Annotated in this window: 16 protein-coding genes; 7 read left to right on the forward strand and 9 right to left on the reverse strand. The window is 52.3% G+C overall.

The features are described from left to right. Window positions 1–8: 8 nt before the first annotated feature. From FOB24_RS16940 to fruB, 4 genes are all read right to left on the reverse strand, one after another. A complete protein-coding gene (locus tag FOB24_RS16940; RefSeq protein ID WP_038642021.1) occupies window positions 9–245 on the reverse strand; it encodes a YgdI/YgdR family lipoprotein in 237 nt (78 codons plus the stop codon). A 145-nt stretch (window positions 246–390) separates the two neighbouring features. Then, window positions 391–2,079: a PTS fructose transporter subunit IIBC gene (gene fruA, locus FOB24_RS16945; RefSeq protein ID WP_085047867.1), complete on the reverse strand. Its 1,689-nt coding sequence runs from the start codon at window positions 2,077–2,079 to the stop codon at window positions 391–393. Window positions 2,080–2,095: 16 nt separating this feature from the next. Beyond that, window positions 2,096–3,034 carry a 1-phosphofructokinase gene (fruK, locus tag FOB24_RS16950; protein ID WP_006683781.1) on the reverse strand — a complete coding sequence of 313 codons (939 nt, stop codon included), beginning with the start codon at window positions 3,032–3,034 and terminating at the stop codon, window positions 2,096–2,098. After that, window positions 3,034–4,164, reverse strand: a complete 1,131-nt coding sequence (gene fruB / locus FOB24_RS16955; protein ID WP_150345210.1) for a fused PTS fructose transporter subunit IIA/HPr protein — start codon at window positions 4,162–4,164, stop codon at window positions 3,034–3,036. The genes fruK and fruB overlap by 1 nt, the downstream gene beginning before the upstream one ends. A 368-nt stretch (window positions 4,165–4,532) precedes the next feature. Here fruB and setB point away from each other — a divergent pair, with 368 nt between their 5' ends. Then, a complete protein-coding gene (gene setB / locus FOB24_RS16965; protein WP_150345211.1) occupies window positions 4,533–5,714 on the forward strand; it encodes a sugar efflux transporter SetB in 1,182 nt (393 codons plus the stop codon). Here the strand turns inward: setB and FOB24_RS16970 are convergent. Then, window positions 5,711–5,965, reverse strand: coding sequence for a YkgJ family cysteine cluster protein (locus FOB24_RS16970; protein WP_005129254.1), 255 nt, complete (start codon window positions 5,963–5,965; stop codon window positions 5,711–5,713). The genes setB and FOB24_RS16970 overlap by 4 nt on opposite strands. A gap of 157 nt (window positions 5,966–6,122) precedes the next feature. On the opposite strand from FOB24_RS16970, the gene yeiP reads away from it, so the two are divergent. Further along, the gene (gene yeiP / locus FOB24_RS16975; protein WP_038642029.1) at window positions 6,123–6,695 is read left to right on the forward strand and encodes an elongation factor P-like protein YeiP; all 573 of its coding nucleotides are present in this window, start codon (window positions 6,123–6,125) and stop codon (window positions 6,693–6,695) included. Window positions 6,696–7,495: 800 nt separating this feature from the next. On the opposite strand, the gene torD is transcribed toward yeiP, so the two are convergent. From torD to torC, 3 genes are read right to left on the reverse strand one after another with little or no spacing between them, the layout of a single operon-like run. Beyond that, window positions 7,496–8,128: a molecular chaperone TorD gene (gene torD / locus FOB24_RS16985; RefSeq protein WP_150345212.1), complete on the reverse strand. Its 633-nt coding sequence runs from the start codon at window positions 8,126–8,128 to the stop codon at window positions 7,496–7,498. Continuing rightward, on the reverse strand, window positions 8,118–10,619 hold the full coding sequence (gene torA / locus FOB24_RS16990; protein WP_150345213.1) for a trimethylamine-N-oxide reductase TorA: 2,502 nt from the start codon (window positions 10,617–10,619) through the stop codon (window positions 8,118–8,120). Before torA ends, torD begins: the two co-directional genes overlap by 11 nt. A gap of 9 nt (window positions 10,620–10,628) precedes the next feature. Continuing rightward, entirely contained in the window at window positions 10,629–11,762 is a 1,134-nt protein-coding gene (gene torC, locus FOB24_RS16995) for a pentaheme c-type cytochrome TorC (RefSeq protein ID WP_137347663.1), read from the reverse strand. A 165-nt stretch (window positions 11,763–11,927) separates the two neighbouring features. Between torC and pdxR the strand changes: the two genes are divergently transcribed. Beyond that, entirely contained in the window at window positions 11,928–13,400 is a 1,473-nt protein-coding gene (pdxR, locus tag FOB24_RS17000; protein WP_038642037.1) for a MocR-like pyridoxine biosynthesis transcription factor PdxR, read from the forward strand. A 45-nt stretch (window positions 13,401–13,445) separates the two neighbouring features. Here the strand turns inward: pdxR and uxuA are convergent, their stop codons facing one another. Continuing rightward, window positions 13,446–14,636 (reverse strand): mannonate dehydratase, encoded by a 1,191-nt coding sequence (uxuA, locus tag FOB24_RS17005; protein WP_038642040.1) that lies wholly within the window; start codon window positions 14,634–14,636, stop codon window positions 13,446–13,448. 202 nt (window positions 14,637–14,838) lie between these two features. Between uxuA and FOB24_RS17010 the strand changes: the two genes are divergently transcribed. The 4 genes from FOB24_RS17010 (at window position 14,839) to mepS (ending at window position 19,142) form a co-directional block, all read left to right on the forward strand. Beyond that, window positions 14,839–16,305 (forward strand): mannitol dehydrogenase family protein, encoded by a 1,467-nt coding sequence (locus tag FOB24_RS17010; protein ID WP_150345214.1) that lies wholly within the window; start codon window positions 14,839–14,841, stop codon window positions 16,303–16,305. A 119-nt stretch (window positions 16,306–16,424) separates the two neighbouring features. Next, a complete protein-coding gene (locus FOB24_RS17015; protein WP_069323434.1) occupies window positions 16,425–17,411 on the forward strand; it encodes a CobW family GTP-binding protein in 987 nt (328 codons plus the stop codon). A 34-nt stretch (window positions 17,412–17,445) separates the two neighbouring features. After that, window positions 17,446–18,159, forward strand: a complete 714-nt coding sequence (locus FOB24_RS17020; protein ID WP_069323433.1) for a phosphatase PAP2 family protein — start codon at window positions 17,446–17,448, stop codon at window positions 18,157–18,159. Between the two features lie 413 nt (window positions 18,160–18,572). Then, entirely contained in the window at window positions 18,573–19,142 is a 570-nt protein-coding gene (gene mepS / locus FOB24_RS17025) for a bifunctional murein DD-endopeptidase/murein LD-carboxypeptidase (protein WP_003027474.1), read from the forward strand. Window positions 19,143–19,161 lie beyond the last annotated feature (19 nt).

The following is a 19,161-nucleotide window of genomic DNA, read 5'->3' on the forward strand; positions in this document are numbered from 1 at the left end:
GACCCGGCTCACCACATCAATACCGTCTTACCTTTATCTATTTGCTTCACATCGCTGCTTTTAATCACGCGGTGATAACCATAGGCGTCAGCATATTTTGTCAGTCCTGTCCCGGGGTCTTGCTCAGGCTTGCCTTGCGTCTCTATTGTTGCACCTGATGTTGTCGTCATCACCCAGGTGGTTGAACATCCCGTCAGCAGCAGCGTCGCGAGTGACAGAGCAGCAAAAATGGGCGCTTTTTTCATATTCGATTTCCGTGACCAGTTTGATTTAAAGGCACTTTATCGAATTTGCTTAAGGCAGGATGGATTATTGTGGCGATGCTGCAACGGTAAGGGTTAAGGCATAAAAAAGGGCAGAGATTTCTCTGCCCTGGATTTCAGCGCTTAATCAGACCGCCTTTGCCACAACCTCTGCTTCCGGGCGCTTCAGCACCGCGTAGGAGAGACCGGCTACCAGCGTACCGGCAATAATGGCCAGCAGGTAGCCAACCACCGGTGTAATTGCGCCAGGGATTAACAGCACGAACAGACCGCCGTGGGGCGCCATCAGCTTAGCCCCTACCGCCATGGAGAGAGCGCCGGTAATCGCACCGCCAACGATACAGCAAGGCAGAACGCGCATCGGATCACGCGCGGCGAATGGGATAGCCCCTTCGGTGATAAAGCACAGGCCCAGCACCAGCGCAGCTTTACCGCCCTCCTGCTGGGCTTTGTCGAACTTACGACGCGCAACCAGCGTTGCCAGACCCAGCGCCAGCGGAGGTACCATACCCGCCGCCATAATGGCAGCCATCGGCGCATAAGTTTGCGTACTCAGCAGGCCCACACCAAAAGCATACGCCGCTTTGTTAACCGGACCGCCCATGTCAGTGCACATCATGCCGCCAAGAATCGCACCGAGCAGCACCGCATTCGCCGTACCCATGGTTTGCAGCCAGTGGGTCAGACCTTCCAGAATGCCGGCTACCGGTTTACCGATCAGGTAGATCATGGCCAGACCCACCACCAGGCTTGAAAGCAGCGGAATGATCAGAATCGGTTTCAGCGCTTCCATACTCTGTGGGAGTTTCAGCCTGGTGCTAATGAGCTTCGCCACATAACCGGCAAGAAAACCGGCAATAATCCCGCCAATAAAGCCAGAACCGGTGCTCACTGCCAGCATACCGCCGATAAGACCTGGCGTCAGACCCGGACGGTCAGCGATGGAAAACGCGATATACCCCGCCAGAACCGGCACCATCAACGCAAAGGCTGAACCGCCGCCAATCTGCATCAGCGCCGCCGCCAGCGTGCCCTGCTCTTTAAACGCTTCAATACCAAAGGCGAATGAGAGCGCAATACACAGACCGCCAGCAACAACCATCGGCAGCATGTAGGACACGCCCGTCAGCAGGTGGCGATACGCGCCAGCGCTCTCTTTCTTCCCTTCGGTTGCCGCAGACTGCGCCTTGCCGGTTGGCTGATACGGCGTCGCCTCTTCCAGCGCTTTATCCAGCTCCTGTTTGGTTTTCTTCAGCGCCAGGCCAGTAGACGTGCGGTACATTGGTTTTCCGGCAAACTTCGCCAGATCAACTTCAATGTCAGCCGCCACAATCACCAGATCCGCCTGAGCCACCTCTTCCGGGGTAATGGCATTGCCTGCCCCGACCGAGCCACGGGTTTCAACTTTTACCCACCAGCCACGTTTTTTCGCTTCTGTTTCAATAGCTTCAGCAGCCATAAACGTATGGGCAACGCCGGTCGGACAAGCCGTCACCGCCACCACGCGTTTTGGGCCACTGCTGGCAACAGACGTTGTCGCAACCGGGGCGCTGTAAGGTTTTGCATGACCTTTCGCTTCGCTGAGGAAGAGTTCAGGATGCGCAACCGCACGACCGATATCGCCGAGCCAGACTTTTTTGCCGTTCAGCGAACTGTCAGCAGGAAGCGTGTCGCCCAGAACAATCGCCAGTTCTGCATCATTCGGATTATCAATAATTTCCAGATGCGCTTTTTGCGCCGCCGCTCCAAGCAGGGTTTTCGCCATGTAAGCGCGAGCCTGGCCGAGATTGGCGTCAATAATCAGCAGCGTTTTCATTATGCCTCTCCTGCTGTCAGTTAAACGGTTTTAAGTCGACACGCGCCATCATTGCGGCCAACTGAGGACGATCGGTAATGCCCACGTTACTTTGGCTTACCGCCAGAGCGGCAACAGCCGTTGCCAGACGCAGGGTATGTTCGCTGGACTCACGCATCAGCAGGCCATAAATCAGACCACCAACCATCGAATCACCCGCGCCAACGGTGCTGACCACCTCAACTGACGGCGGTTTTGCGATCCACTCACCCGAAGCGTTGACCCACAGCGCGCCTTCCGCACCGAGGGAAATCACCACATGAGCAATACCCTGCTCGCGCAGCGCATGCGCCGCATCAATCACATCTTTCATTTCAGGCAGTTTACGACCCGCCCAGATTTCCAGTTCACGACGGTTTGGTTTCACCAGCCACGGCGCCGCCTTCAGACCTGCCACCAACGCTTCACGACTACTATCAAAGATAATGCACGGACACTGACTGCGCAGACGCGTCATCCAGTCGGTGAAAGCTTCCGGGCTCACGCCGGTCGGCAAACTACCGCTAACGCACACCATGTCGAACTGGCCCAGCCAGCTCAGCGAATCATTCACAAAGCGTTCCCAGTCAGCGGGGGTGACTTCAAAGCCAGAGAAATTGAAGTCGGTGACTTCACCGTCTTTTTCGGTCAGCTTGACGTTGATACGGGTACGCCCTTGTACAACCTGAAAACGGTTGGCAATGCCCAGCTCGCTGAACAACTGCTGAAAACCATCCTGGTTGTCTTTACCCAGAAAACCGCCCACCGTGACATCGATACCTAAATCTTTCAGGACTTTAGCGACGTTAATCCCTTTTCCCGCCGCATGCAGACCGGTGGTTTTCACCAGGTTCACTTCGCCACGTTCAATTTCCGGGCAGAAACCCACCAGGTCGTAGGCCGGGTTAAGGGTGATAGTAGCAACACGTCTGCTCATTACGCGCCCTCCCCAAGACCTGCAGCGATGGCTTCGCCAATCGCTTTCAGCGCCTGTTCAGCATCCTCGCCCTGGGCGGTAAAGCGCAGGTGATGTCCTTTCTTCACGCCTAATGCCACAACTTTCATCAGACTGCGTCCATTTGCCGGTTTGCCGGTTCCATCAAGATTTGTCACGGTAATTTCACTGTTAAATTGTTTAATCGTATTCACCAGCATGGTGCCCGGACGGGCGTGTAAACCATGCTCATTGCGCACAACAAATTCGGCGCTCAGTACATCATCGGTTAAGGCGTCATCGCTGGTCAGCAGCGCCAGCACCGTTGCCGCATCCGCTTTCAACAAACGGTCAGCTTTATTATTCAGCAGCAGATCGCCAAGGCGCTTCAGCACCGCAACCGGTTGATCGTCATTCATCGCGACGGTCACCAGCAGGGCTGCCGCATCCCCCTGGACATCAAACGCCGTTGCTGCGCGGCTGACCGCAACGGCGCTGCGCACGTTACCTTCAGCACAGTCATTCAGCCAGATCCCCTGACCGAGATTCATCGGCTGCTCATTGATTGCCCTGGCGACAAATGCGGCATCAACCGCACCAATTTCTTTCAGCCGCGCAGCGTTGAGCGCCTGCAGCGTCACCAGCGAGCTGGCAACGACGTCCAGTGACAGCGTTTCGTTATCAAGCTTTAATTGTTCGCTCTGCTTTTCGCCCATCAGCAACGCGCGCAGCTCTTCCGCCGAAGTCGCTGATTTCAGCTGTTCAGCAACGGAGTCATCGCTCAACACATGCGTTAGCTGACGCAGTAAACCGAGGTGCTCATCAGAGCTGGCGGCAATACCGATCGCGACATACGCGACCTGTCCTTCGCCCCAGACCACGCCCTGCGGAAACTGAAACACCTGCACACCGGTTTTCAGCACCCGATCGCGCGTGTCCGTCGTCCCGTGAGGAATAGCAATACCGTTGCCTAGAAACGTGGACGTTTGTTGTTCACGCGCCAGCATGCCATCGACGTAGCCTTCCGCAACGTTACCCGCTTGCACTAAGGCCGCGGCAACCTGGCGAATAGCCTCTTCTTTATTCCCGGCCTGTTCGCCCGGGTGAATATCCTGAACAGATAACTGGAACATGGTTCTCCTCTCCCGCTGAATTGAAACGATTCAGCCAATATGAGAAAAAAGGCGTCACCTGACTCCATCAGTTATGGCAAGATGACGCTGAAACGTTTCAAGAAGTCTTGATCTTTTTTCTTCAGCACACAAGTAAAGTTGACAAATTACTTGCTGAATTTAGAGATAACGCACATTTTCTTCTGGGGAGAGATAAAATTGCTGAAGCAAAAATGGCGTCAGCGTGTCAGATTCAGCAACATCAGCAAACAGCATTCTTTGACTGAAATGCTATTTTGATTTTTGATGCCGATTTTGATTTGGCTACCTGTTTATTTTCTGGCAAGCAGCGTAAACTCCGCGTCTCTTCACATCATTGATATCAAAACATGCATAACACCCCCGTAGCCGCCACACCTAAGGCGTTCGATTTAACGTCTGCGGCGTTCCTGCTTGTCGCGTTTCTGACGGGTATCGCCGGCGCTTTGCAGACACCAACGCTGAGTCTTTTTCTGACCGATGAAGTCCATGCCCGTCCCGGTATGGTCGGGTTCTTTTTTACCGGCAGCGCCGTAATCGGTATCCTGGTGAGTCAGTTTCTGGCCGGGCGCTCGGATAAAAAAGGCGATCGCAAAAACCTGATTGTCTTCTGTTGTGTCCTGGGCATGCTGGCCTGCGTGCTGTTTGCCTGGAACCGTAACTATTTTATTTTGCTGTTTGTCGGCGTCTTCCTCAGCAGCTTTGGTTCAACCGCCAACCCGCAAATGTTTGCTCTCGCTCGCGAGCATGCCGACCGTACAGGCCGGGAAGCGGTCATGTTCAGCTCAATTTTACGTGCGCAGGTATCGCTGGCCTGGGTAATTGGCCCGCCGCTGGCCTACGCACTGGCAATGGGATTTAGCTTCACGGTGATGTACCTCAGCGCGGCGGTTGCTTTTATTGTCTGCGGCGCAATGGTTTGGCTGTTCTTACCGTCAATGAGTAAAAATGTGCCTCTCGCCACTGGCGTGCTGGAGGCGCCACGGCGCAATCGTCGCGACACGCTGCTCCTTTTTGTTATCTGCACATTAATGTGGGGGACCAATAGCCTCTATATCATTAATATGCCGCTGTTTATTATCAATGAACTGCATCTGCCGGAAAAACTGGCGGGTATCATGATGGGAACCGCTGCCGGGCTGGAAATCCCGACCATGTTGATTGCCGGATACTTTGCTAAGCGTCTGGGCAAGCGTCTGTTGATGCGAATTGCCGTCGTGGCCGGCTTTTTCTTTTATGCCGGTATGCTGTTGGCCCACTCTCCGGCGGTATTGCTTGGTTTACAGCTGCTGAACGCGATTTATATCGGCATCCTTGGTGGGATTGGCATGCTCTATTTCCAGGATTTGATGCCAGGACAAGCAGGTTCAGCCACGACCCTTTATACGAATACCATTCGCGTAGGCTGGATTATTGCCGGATCGTTGGCAGGTATTGCCGCTGAAATCTGGAATTATCACGCCGTGTTCTGGTTTGCGCTGGTGATGATCATCGCCACCATCGTGTGCCTGGCGCGCATCAAAGATGTTTAAGGCGCGGTCAGCGCTTCAAGCTCAATAAGATACAGCATGGCCTGGTGCGTCGTCTTCCCACACATTTCCGCACTGGGCTGCAAACCGGCACATACTTTTGGCCGCAGCGGCGAAGCAAAAATTTTGCAGCGCAAGGATTCATCCAACTGAACGCATGGCGTATTAGCGGGCTTGCCATCAGGCATACCAGGGATAGGGCTGGAGATTGAAGGCGCGGTGCAGCATGCACCACAATCCGGACGGCATTCCATACAGTATTCTCTTTATCGTAAACCATCGGATTGTGAGAGAAGCGCACAGTAACACCTTTTTTGCACCAGCAAAAGCATCAATTCCACTTGCCTGAATGCCCCGGCGCGAGTAGTTTTACGCGATATTTTAGACACTCCTCACTACAGGATTTTTTCGATGCCAAGAGCGAACGAAATTAAAAAAGGTATGGTACTGAATTACAACGGCAAGCTGCTGATTGTAAAAGATATTGATATTCAATCACCAACCGCACGTGGCGCCGCCACGCTGTACAAAATGCGTTTTTCTGATGTCCGTACCGGCCTGAAAGTTGAAGAGCGTTTCAAGGGCGATGATATCGTTGATACTGTCACCCTGAGCCGTCGTGGCGTCGACTTTTCCTATGTCGATGGCAACGAATATGTCTTTATGGATAAAGAAGACTATACCCCGTATACCTTCACCAAAGACCAGATTGAAGAAGAACTGCTGTTCATGCCGGAAGGCGGGATGCCGGACATGCAGGTTCTGACCTGGGACGGCCAACTGCTGGCGCTGGAACTGCCGCAAACGGTAGACCTGGAAATTGTTGAAACAGCGCCCGGCATTAAAGGGGCATCAGCAAGCGCGCGTAACAAACCTGCGACCCTGACTACCGGCCTGGTGATCCTGGTTCCTGAGTATTTGAGTGCGGGCGAAAAAATCCGTATTCATATCGAAGAACGTCGCTACATGGGCCGGGCAGACTAATTTTCTGCTCCTCATTGACGAAAAGGGACAGCGCAGGCTGTAAGGCTTGTTAGTTTACAAAGATGAATGATCGTAACGATATCTGAGAGTAAAACAGCCACAGGTATTGAATCTGTTACCTCTGGTGTATTGTTACGTTCACCTTATGTATTTCATTTCTCTGAAACGATACTGCCTGTGAACGTGTTAAGGGTACTATCGCCGTACCCTTAACAATCCCGGCTCCCGGCGGGAAAATTGCCACTTCGTGGTTCCCTCCGCTCATTCCTCCAGGCTTCCGGGCCGGGCGCGATGTAACGTCCCTGTAAAGCGCGCCCTGAACCCGCATCCCTGCGGGTTCTCCCGGCCTTACGGAAACACGTCGGCAATTTTCAGCCGGACCAGCCCGCACCTGACCATCTGTATTTTTATTTGAATATATCTGAACAGCAAAAGAGATTTAACTGAAAGTCAGAGAGTTGAAGCGATGACCCCGGTCCGGCTGAAAATCGATGAGTCGTTGACGGCTGACCGGGTCTGCCCGCAGGGATGCGGGCAGAGGGGACGGCCTGCATGGACGCAGGCTCGGCCCCGACCCGACAGTCAGACGGCATAAGACGAATAACTCGCGCAGCGACGATTTTCCCGCCGGGAGCCTGGGATGCAAGGGAGGCGGCGGTGAGCCTCCCTTGCACGTTCACGGGTATCTGCGCTTCAGAGAAATGACTCCGCTGAGGTGAACGGAACCCTATGCTGCAATAAAATATTCTCCATAATGCTTAACTGGCTGGCATTACAGCACCAGCTGTCCCTTTTCATTTTCAACGCTGACTGCTGAGATAAAAATCATCCATTAACAGCGATTCCAGATACTGTTCATCCTCGCGCATAAAACTCACTATCAGATTGACCGCCTGCGGGTAAAACCCCTGTTCATCTCGCGCCAGGCAGGCATCGCGTAGCAATGGCGCCCAGCACATCATATGGTGATGCAAAAAGTAATACTGCGCAGATACCGCCTCCTCTTTAGCAACCATCTTCGCCATCAATGCCAGTTGAATGGCGATATGATCGGATGGCTCATTTTCCCGCGCGGTCAGACCGTGTTCGATCAGCAGCACATTCATTTGTTGACGTTCTGCTGACGCGGTCGTATGCGGATAGTGCCCTGCATAGGGAGAGACTCCGCTAGGCGGCGCCAGCAGAAACAGCGAGGCAAAATCCGCGGCGAGTTCCAGCTGTCGGGAATCACGGCGTAAAATCCGGGTCAGACTACGCTCAAAATGCTTAACCTTGCCAGACAATCCAGGAATCGCCGCCAGTGAGACAATCCACGCCCGATTATCGTCGTTTTCAAGGCTGGCAAGTTGCTTTTCGTCCAGCTCACGGAACAGCAATTGCGAGAACCACTGGTATATGTCCACCCGCTGCTGATGTATTTGGTTATGCTGCACTTTCCCCCTCCTCTTTTACTGTCTCCGGGCCGCCGAATGCCGTTACTGGTGGCGCTTTTTTCTGCTGATAACGTTCGACCTCCACCAGCACGGTATGCGCTGAAGGGCCTTGCGCCAGCTGTGAAGTACCAATATCGGCGCTCAGGACATTCGGGTCGCCATAAGTGCATAACGTCCCGGCTTTTCCCCCCTCCTGCGGGGAATACCACGCCCCTTCATGAATGCGGATTACGCCAGGGGTAAAATCCGGGCTAATCACCACCCCAGCCAGCACCTGACCACGGTCGTTGAAGACGCGAGCGATATCACCTGCTTTCAGACCACGGGCAGTGGCATCCTGCGCGCTGATATAAAGCGGTTCTCTTCCGGCAACCGCATAGGTATTGCGAAACGCCTCGCTCGAGCACAACTGCGAGTGCAGACGTTTATCAGGATGGCAGGATTGCAGATGCAGCGGATATTTATTTTTTTTAGCGGCATGATTACGTTCAAACGGTTCCATCCATACCGGATGACCGGGACAATCCTCGTAAGCAAAGCCAGCAATGGTTTTACTGTAGATTTCAATCAGACCTGACGGCGTTCCCAGGGGATTAAGATCTGGTTGGTCGCGAAACTCACCGTGACGCACCCACGGCTGTCCGGCCGGATATTCAATGTATCCTTCGCCCTGCCAGAACGTAGTAAAGTCCGGTAAGGAGACACCGAGCGACGCGCCCATCTTCACGCCTTCGTCGTAGAGCGCCTGTATCCACTGCATTTCATCACGGTTCTCGCGGTACACCGCCTCTTTATCAAAGCGCTTACATAATCCGGCAAAAACGTCAAAATCATGCCGCGCTTCATATTGCGGTTTAACAATCTGATGCAGGGCCATCAGCCCTTTGTTCGAATGCGTACCAAACTGTTCAATATCGTTACGTTCAAAGCGGGTGGTAACAGGCAGGACGATATCGGCAAATCGACACGACGCGGTCCATTGATGATCCAATACCACCACGGTTTCCAGCTTCTTCCATGCCTTGATCATGCGATTACGATCCTGCTGCGCATGGAATGGATTCGCCGCGCTGTAGATCGCCATTTTAATATCAGGCCAGGTTAACGTTTCGCCGTTAAAGGCAACCTTTTTGCCCGGCTCCAGCAGGCAGTCAACGATGCGTGAGGTGGGGATATGCTCCGATGCGCCGCGAAAATCCGCTTTATACTTCGCCGGTGGAGGATTCGCGATCCCTCCCAGCCCGGACAGTACAGGTCCGGTGGATGTCACCGTACCACCGCCGTTGTAATGCCAGCCAAACCCTACGCCGCCGCCCGGCAAGCCAATTTGCCCAACCATACTGGCCAGCACCACCAGCATCCAGGGATACTGTTCGCCATGATGCATGCGTTGTACGCACCAACCGCCCATAAATTGGGTCCGGCCTTTGACCAGCAAGCGGGCGAAATCACGGATCTGCTCCGCCGTCAGGCCACAGATTTGCGCTGCCCATTCGGCATTTTTCGGCTGCTTATCACTCTCCCCAAGCAGATAGGGCAAAAACTGCTCAAAACCCACGGTGTAATCGTTAATAAACGCCGTGTCATACAGTTTTTCTTCATACAGCGTATGGGCGAGTGCCAGCATTAGCGCGACATCGGTTTGTGGTCGTAGCGCCAGTTGTTCACAGCCAAGGTAGTTTTGCGATTTGCTACGCACTGGATCGACGCTGATAACGCGCATTTTACCCTGCGCAACCGCTTCTTTAATCTGTTGCCAGTAGCCAAACGCATCGTGATCGGGAACCAGGAACTCGATCTGCAAGTTTTTGATCGGATCGCACCCCCACAGCACGATGGTATTACTGTTCTGAATAACCAGCGGCAGTGACGTTTGCTGTTCATAAACTTCCAGCGAACCAATCACATGCGGCAAGATAACCTGCGCAGCTGCTGCAGAGTAGTCGCCAACGGTCGTCACATAGCTACCATGCAGACCAAGCCCTCTGTCCATCGCCCCGCCCGCTTTATGGTATTTCCCTACCATTTGCCAGTCGGCCAGCCCGGTAAATACCCCCGATGAGCCGTAGGTTTTTTGTACCCGTTCCAGCTCTTCGTAAAACAGATCCAGCGCCTGATCCCAGCTTACCCGCACAAAACGATTATCTCCGCGCTGGCTGCGATCCGATTTCTCGCGTTTACGTAACCAGTCCAGACGAACCATTGGATAACGCACCCGCGACGGGTTATAGACCACTTCACGCACCGCGTTCAGCATATCGCAAGGGTATTTGTCATGTTTGAAAGGCCGGGTTTCTGTCCACTCGCCGTTGACAACCTTGGCTTCAAAAGCGCCAAAATGCGAACCGGATTGAATCCACTGTGCGGGGTTTTCTCCCGCTGCCCATACTTTTGATATCAGCGGATTCGGCGCCAGCGCACTGGCCGCGCCCACCGCCAACATACCGCTCAGAAAACGGCGGCGAGACGGGTTAAAGTCATGAATATCCATATATTTTCCTTAATTTTTGTTAGGTTCAGACACATCGCTGGCATGGGTCTGGAGGTATTTCAACAACGTACGTTCTTCCACCGGATTCAGTCGGTAATAGGTGGACATCGCTTTCAATCCGGCGATCCAGCCGTTGGCGGTATATCGGGTCGTAGGAGGAGTGCTATGACAGGCGCTACAGGTGGATTGCAGCATTTGATCCGAATATTCCCAGATCGGTGCAATATTGCTGATAAGCCCCTGGGCGGAGGTCCAGGCGGTCACGCTCACCTGCTGCCATTGCTGGTGTGAGTCAGGATCGACCTGGGTTTGTAGTACTTTTACGTTCGCCATCAAGGCGTCATCAAGCACGGCCGAGAACACACGCTTACCCATATACTGGGTTATCACCCGCCCGCGTCCTTTGCTTTCACGCCAGCCCGTCAGTTCAAGCTGCACGTTGCTGCCCTCTTTTTTCAGCACTTTGACCTCGGTGGCAGGAAATAACAGCGCTTTACCTGCGGGGCTTCCGGCCGTTGGCGTCAATGCTTTTTCGCTTAACGAGAACAGCGTGCTCGCATTCGATAAAGACGCTCCCTGCTGCTGCAACTGCTTATAGCGATCGCGGAAACCCCTGCTCATATCGGGTTTGTGATGGGCAATACCTTTATGGCAATCAATACAGTTGCTGTCTTTTGCCGCCGCCGCGGTCATTTGCGCCGCCGCATTCGCAGATTGTTTGCCGTGATCCATCGCCTCATAGCTGTGGCAAGATTTACATGCCGCCGAATGGTTAGCGCTCATTCGCGCCCACTCTCGCTGGGCCAATTCCGCTCGTTTTGCGGCAAATTTTTCAGGGGTATCAATCGAAGGAGAGATAAAGGTGTGGTAGAGGTCGTTTAAGGCTTCCGTTTTACGAACCAGCGTCGGGACGATCCCTGGAGGAATATGACAATCCTTACACTCAGCACGCACGCCAGAAGCATTGCGAAAATGCACGCTGGTTTTATATTCCTCTCCTGGTGTACGCATCGAGTGACACGATAAACAAAATTCGGTGGTACTGGTGTAATGAACGCCTTGCCACGTCCCCCAAATTGCAAGGGCCATTGCTACTGCCCCGACGAATGCGCACCACAGTGCGTTCTTTCTTATCCACGACATGCTTGCCTCCATTTTTTTAATAGCGACACGCTAAGCGATCATAAAAATCAAAAATAGAGACAGTAAAAGCAGCTTATAGGAACAGCATCTACTCTATGAGGTGCATCAAAACGTAAAGAAGAGAAGCTCGTAATATAGTGCGTATATATACATAAGGAATTCCTCATGCTAACACTGACTCTCGATCGAGAAAGCCGTACCCCGCTGCAATTGCAGATATTTCAATTTTATTTCCAGGCCATTCAGCGCGGTGATTTGCTTTGTGGAGATAAACTTCCCTCTATTCGCGAGCAGGCGCAGGTATTAAACGTTGCCAAAATAACGGTCGTGATGGCCTATGATAAGCTCATGGCCGCGGGATTAATTAAGAGTCGACAAGGTATCGGCTACGAGGTCATCTTCACCACACCTGTACGCACAACGCCAGCAATCGTGCCCGTCGCGCAGGGTTCCCCGCCGATGAAACCTAAAGCGGCTGGGATCCCCACCGATGTTTATGCAGAGCCTGGGCGAGAGTGCTATTGCCAAATGAGCGTTCCCGATCCCAATGCTTTTCCCTGGTCAAGCTGGCGCAAATGGAATAACGCCCCCAGCGTCCTCAAGGAACAATTATTCACCCGATATCATTCACCAAATGGATTATTTTCACTGCGTGAACAATTGGTCAGATACCTTAATTTATCTCGCGGTATTAATACTCGAGCAGAGAACATCATTATTACTAACGGGATTCAGGAAGGACTGTCACTGCTCAGTCAACTCTTTATTAACCATCATACTTTCAGTCAGCAAAAAAAGTGCCATATTGTAACCGAGTCCCCTTGTTATTCGGGGGCCTGGCATCTGTTTAATTATTACGGCGCAGACATTACGCCAATTGCTGTCGATAACCACGGACTGCAAACAGATAATTTACCGGAATATGCTACCCAGCTTTGTTATGTTACTCCAGCGCATCAGTATCCGCTGGGTAGCGTCCTGTCACTGGAGCGGCGTCAGGCATTATTAACATGGGCGCAGCGCGTCGGCGCTTACATTATTGAAGACGATTACGATGCCGTTTTTACCTATGGAGAAAATCCCCTTCCCGCGCTGAAAGCCATGGATTATCACAACCGGGTTATCTATATAGGGACATTTTCCAAAACATTGGGACCAGGAGGACGTCTTGGCTATCTCATTTGCCCTGACGAACTGCTTCCGGCCGTACAGAATATGAAAGCGCTCAACAACAACGGGAGCCAGTGGTTGTTGCAGCAATTTTTGGCCGAATTAATGCAAAATCAGGTGTTTTATACGCATATCAGCAAGCTGGCCTGCAATTATGCGGCACGTCTTACGCTATTACGCGACGGCCTATCCGCACTGTTTCCCGAAGGGAAAATCGCGGGCGCAACGGCAGGTCTGCACCTCTCATTACGCATTGCCTGGTCCCCCGAAATTATCGCCAGGCTACAACAACGCTGCCTGCTGGCCGGGATTCGTTTCGATACGTTGCCAGATATAGAGAATGGCTCAGAAGCCGCATGGCGTGAAGAGAACAGCGACGCAGTTATGTTTTTTGGATTTGGTGGATTGCAGTTACAGCAGATAAAAAGAGTCCTGGCGGTACTGGAGCAGGCGCTATCGCAGCCTTAATGGATTACAGGGATCGAGCCTGCCGCTCAATCCCTGTTGTTCGCCTTACAGCAGATCGCGGAACTGTGTTTGTTTCAGCGCCAGCTCAACGCCACGGACTTCCGCCAGTCCTTTCAGACGACCAATCGCAGAGTAGCCCGGGTTGGTTTTTTTATGCAAATCATCAAGCATCTGGTGCCCGTGATCGGGGCGCATCGGGATTGGACGCAGATCGCCCGCCTTTTTACGACGCTGCTCTTCGCTCAGAATCGCCGCCACCACCGATACCATATCCACATCGCCCTGCAAATGCGCACCTTCGTGGAAGGTTTTCGGGTTATCTTCACGGCAAGTTGAACGCAGATGCGTGAAGTGAATACGATCGCCAAAGGTTTCAATCATTTTCACCAGATCGTTATCGGCGCGTACGCCGTAGGAGCCGGTGCACATGGTGAAACCGTTATTGATGCTGTCGACGGTGTCTTTCAGCCACTGCATATCTTCGATGGTCGAAACGATGCGCGGCAGGCCAAGGATCGGACGCGGCGGATCGTCCGGGTGTACGGCCAGACGCACGCCGACTTCTTCTGCCACTGGCACTATCGCCCGCAGGAATACCGCCATGTTATTGCGCAAGTCGTCTTTGCTGATGCCGTCATATTCAGCAAGGCGCGCACGGAACTGATCCAGGGTATACCCCTCTTCGGCACCGGGCAGACCTGCGATGATATTGCGCGTCAGTTTTTCAATATCGGCCTCGCTCATGGCATTGAAATAGTCCAGCGCCTGGCGTTGTTCTTCCGGGGTATAATCCGCTTCAGCCCCTGAACGTTTGAGGATATGCAGCTCAAAGGCAGCAAAAGCGATCTGGTCAAAACGCAGCGCTTTGGAGCCGTCCGGCAACTGATACTCGAGATCAGTACGCGTCCAGTCGAGGATCGGCATGAAGTTATAGCATACGGTATCGATGCCGCAGGTCGCCAGATTACGGATACTCTGCTGATAGTTAGCAATCCACGTTTGATATTGACCAGAGTGCGTTTTGATATCTTCGTGGACGGGGATACTTTCCACCACTGACCAGGTCAGCCCTTTTTCAGCCAGAATAGCCTGCCGCTTTTTAATCTCTTCTACCGGCCAGACTTCACCGTTGGCAATGTGGTGCAAGGCGGTCACAACACCCGTTGCGCCAGCCTGACGCACATCATCAAGCGATACTGGATCGTTAGGTCCGTACCAACGCCAGGTTTGTTCCATGGTTTCACCTCACAAGTTGTTATACCAAATTAGACTCACTTAATGACGACTACCATACAGGCATCTGGGCGAGGATCAACGAATCCGCAATGATTGGTTGATCCAGCTCACATTACCCGGATAAATGAGGCACACCAATTCAATTTGCTGTCATATAACTTTATACTGCCATTGTTAATTAATGGTTAATCAGGTGTATTGAATGAAAACTATTGCCTCAGTGCCGCTCGCGAAAAATGTCATGATGCCGCAGTACGATCGCCAACAATTAAAAACGCGGATTGTGCATTTTGGTTTCGGTGCTTTTCACCGTGCCCATCAGGCATTACTGACCGACCGGGTACTGAATGCACAGGGTGGGGACTGGGGAATTTGTGAGATAAGTCTGTTCAGCGGCGATCGACTAATGAGTCAGCTTCGCGAGCAGGATCATTTATTTACCGTGTTAGAAAAAGGGGCGAATGGCAACCAACCGATTGTTATCGGCTCCGTCAAAGAATGTCTGAACGCCACGCTGGATTCGCTGGCGGCCATTATCGAAAAATTCTGTGAACCTCAGGTGGCGATTGTCTCGTTAACGATTACGGAAAAAGGCTACTGCATCGATCCGGCAACAGGCTCGCTGGATCTTTCTCATCCACGCATTATTCATGATCTACAGACTCCGGCTGAGCCACATTCCGCACCCGGCATTATTGTTGAAGCGCTGCACCGCCGACGTGAACGCGGGCTGCAACCTTTTACCGTCCTCTCCTGCGATAATATCCCGGATAATGGCCATGCGGTAAAAAACGCCGTACTGGGAATGGCGGAGAAACGCTCACCTGAGCTGGCCCACTGGATCCAGGAGCATGTCAGCTTCCCGGGTACCATGGTGGACAGGATTGTTCCTGCCGCCACCGAAGAGTCACTGGCTGAAATCGCCCGCGAGTTGGGGGTGGCCGATCCCTGCGCAATCAGCTGCGAGCCCTTTATTCAGTGGGTGATTGAAGACAATTTTGTGTGTGGTCGTCCGCAGTGGGAAACCGCCGGCGTACAAATGGTTGAAAACGTTCTGCCGTGGGAACAAATGAAATTGCGGATGCTGAACGGTAGCCATTCGTTTCTCGCGTATCTCGGCTATCTGGCCGGGTTTCAGCACATCAGCGACTGCATGCAGGACAGCGCTTTTCGTGAAGCCGCCTACCGTCTGATGCTCAACGAACAGGCGCCTACCCTGCAAATCACCGATGTTGATTTAGACCAGTATGCCGCTAGCCTGCTGGAACGCTTTGCCAACCCGGCGTTGAAGCATAAAACCTGGCAAATCGCGATGGATGGTAGCCAAAAATTACCCCAGCGTATGCTGGAAGGGATCCGCGTACATTTAGCACGGCGCAGCGAGTGGCCGCTGCTGGCACTCGGCGTCGCAGGCTGGATGCGTTACGTAAGCGGAGTGGATGATTCAGGTGCGGCCATTGATATTCGTGATCCATTGAGCGAGAAAATCAGCGCGCTTGTGAAGCAGAGTACAGACTCAGAACGCGTCAGCGCCCTGCTGTCTCTGCATGAGATTTTCGCCACCGATCTGGTACAGAATCCGCAGTTTGTTGCGGCCATTCAGCTCGCCAGGCAACGTATTGCCCAATATGGGGCGCATCAGGCTGTCATTGAGACGTTAAAAAGTTAACGATTTCTGCCATTAATCAGGACGAAGCGCGTCTTCGTCCTCTCACCCCTTCTCTTTTTCCCCGTTTTTCGCCAGGATTGTTAAATGCCATTACGGCAATTTATGATTCTGGAGTAAATGTGACTAAAACCAATCTCATCACCGGTTTTCTCGGCAGTGGCAAAACCACCTCTATTCTTCATTTATTGGCAAACAAAGATCCCGCAGAGAAGTGGGCCGTACTGGTCAATGAGTTTGGCGAAGTCGGTATTGATGGTGCCCTGTTAGCCGACAGCGGCGCATTGCTAAAAGAGATCCCCGGCGGCTGTATGTGCTGTGTTAACGGTCTGCCAATGCAGGTTGGCCTCAATACATTATTGCGTCAGGGAAAACCTGACCGACTGCTCATTGAACCTACCGGTCTCGGACATCCCAAACAGATTCTGGATTTACTTACCGCTCCGGTTTACGAACCGTGGATCGATTTGCGCGCGACCCTTTGTATTCTTGATCCTCGCCAGCTACTGGATGAAAAAAGCGTCGCCAATGACAATTTCCGCGATCAACTGGCTGCCGCCGATATCATCGTCGCCAACAAAGCCGACCGCGCCACAACGGAAAGCGAAAACGCCCTGCAAACCTGGTGGCAGCACTATGGCGGCAATCGTCAGTTGGTTCATGCCGATCATGGAAATATTGCCGGTCAATTACTGGATTTGCCCCGACTAAACCTGGCGCAGCTTCCCGCAAGCGCTGAGCACGCCCATAGTCATGCTGACAAGAAAGGGCTGGCGGCGTTAAGTTTGCCCGCGCAACAGCGTTGGCGTCGCAGCCTGAACAGCGGTCAGGGTCATCAGGCCTGCGGCTGGATCTTTGACGCCGATACGGTGTTCGATACCATCGGCCTGCTGGAATGGTCGCGCCTTGCACCCGTAGGGCGTGTAAAAGGTGTAATGCGTATCAAAGAGGGGCTGGTGCGCATTAACCGTCAGGGAGACGACTGGCATATTGAGACGCAAAACGTCGCTCCGCCGGATAGCCGTATTGAACTCATCTCCGATACCGACACCGACTGGAATACGTTACAGAGCGCATTGTTGAGACTTCGTTTAGACGGTAGCGCGTAAGGTTGCCTTCGTTTTATAGCAATGGTAAACGACGATGAAAACCCGATACCCTCTTATTATACTGCTCAATATTGCAGGTATAGCGCTGTTTCTGTCCTGGTATATTCCCGCCGGGCACGGGTTCTGGTCCTCACTGGATACGGGCGTCTTCCGTTTCTTCAATCAGAAGCTGGTTGAAAGCCCGCTGTTTCTGTGGATTGTTGCGATCACCAATAACCGGGCATTTGATGGCTGCTCGTTGTTGGCTATGGGCGCACTGATGCTGCACTTTTGGCTGAAGGATACGGCGGAAGGTCGCCGGCGTATTGTGGCTATTGGTCTGGTGATGCTGCTCACCGCAGTGGTATTAAATCAGTTGGGCCAGGCGCTTATTCCGGTTAAACGCGCCAGCCCTACTCTGATGCTGGATAATATTTATCGCGTCAGCGAACTGCTGCATATTCCAACCAAAGATGCCTCCAGAGACAGTTTTCCTGGCGATCACGGCATGATGCTGCTTATTTTTTCCGCATTTATGCTGCGTTATTTCGGAAAAGTTGCAGGCATAATCGGCCTTATTATCGCTGTGGTTTTTGCTTTTCCACGCGTAATGATCGGCGCTCACTGGCTCACCGATATCGTGGTCGGCTCCATGACGGTTGTGCTGATTGGCTTACCCTGGTGGCTAATGACGCCATTAAGCGATCGTCTGGTCACGCTGTTTGTGAATTATCTGCCCGGCAAAAACAAACAATTTTCAAACAAATAACGCAAAACAATTAACATCATCAGGGAAACTTCTGATTCCCTGATGATGACGACCGATATTCCATCATTCTGATTGTCATTCTCCTGTCATCTTATTCATGTTTAGAATGAATGGCTTGCATATTTTTTACGCTAATTGTTCTTAATTTAGCCAATGCCGTTTATTCACTTTCTGTATCAATTTTTCTTATAAGAAATCACATAAAATCTCTCGCAATGACTGGGGCGATCGGGTAACCTCGAACTCGTTTTGCCTCGCGGGACAATTATTCCCTTTCTGAATAAATTTGTGCGTTCTGCCACAGATTTGACCTTAAGGAATTGTCTCATCGTGCGATGGTAATTAGTCTCGTCACGTTTGGCATTTTTTATAACGATATTTATCGTTAAGGACTTCAAGGGAAAACAAACAAAATGGTCAAATCTCAACCGATTTTGAGATATATCTTGCGGGGCATACCCGCGATAGCAGTTGCGGTTCTGCTTTCCGCATGTAGTACCACGAACACCGCCAGGAATATGCATTCTGAGACGCATGCTGTGGGCAATGGAGATAACTCTTCACTGCAAGCCTCTCAGGATGAATTTGAAAATATGGTCCGTAATATCGATGTTAAATCACGTATTATGGATCAGTATGCTGACTGGAAAGGCGTGCGTTACCGCCTTGGCGGCAGCACCAAAAAAGGTATTGATTGCTCCAGCTTCGTACAGCGTACGTTCCGTGAGCAGTTTGGTTTAGAGCTTCCGCGCTCAACCTACGAACAACAGGAAACGGGTAAATCCGTTTCGCGTACTAATCTGCGCACAGGCGATCTGGTTCTGTTCCGTGCTGGCTCCACAGGCCGCCACGTCGGTATCTATATCGGCAACAACCAGTTTGTTCATGCCTCGACCAGCAGTGGCGTTATCATTTCCAGCATGAACGAGCCTTACTGGAAAAAACGTTACAACGAAGCTCGCCGGGTTCTGAGCCGCAGTTAATTTCGTTTGGCAGCTATCC

It is taken from the genome of Citrobacter werkmanii, from assembly GCF_008693645.1.
Classification (GTDB): Bacteria; Pseudomonadota; Gammaproteobacteria; order Enterobacterales; family Enterobacteriaceae; genus Citrobacter; species Citrobacter werkmanii.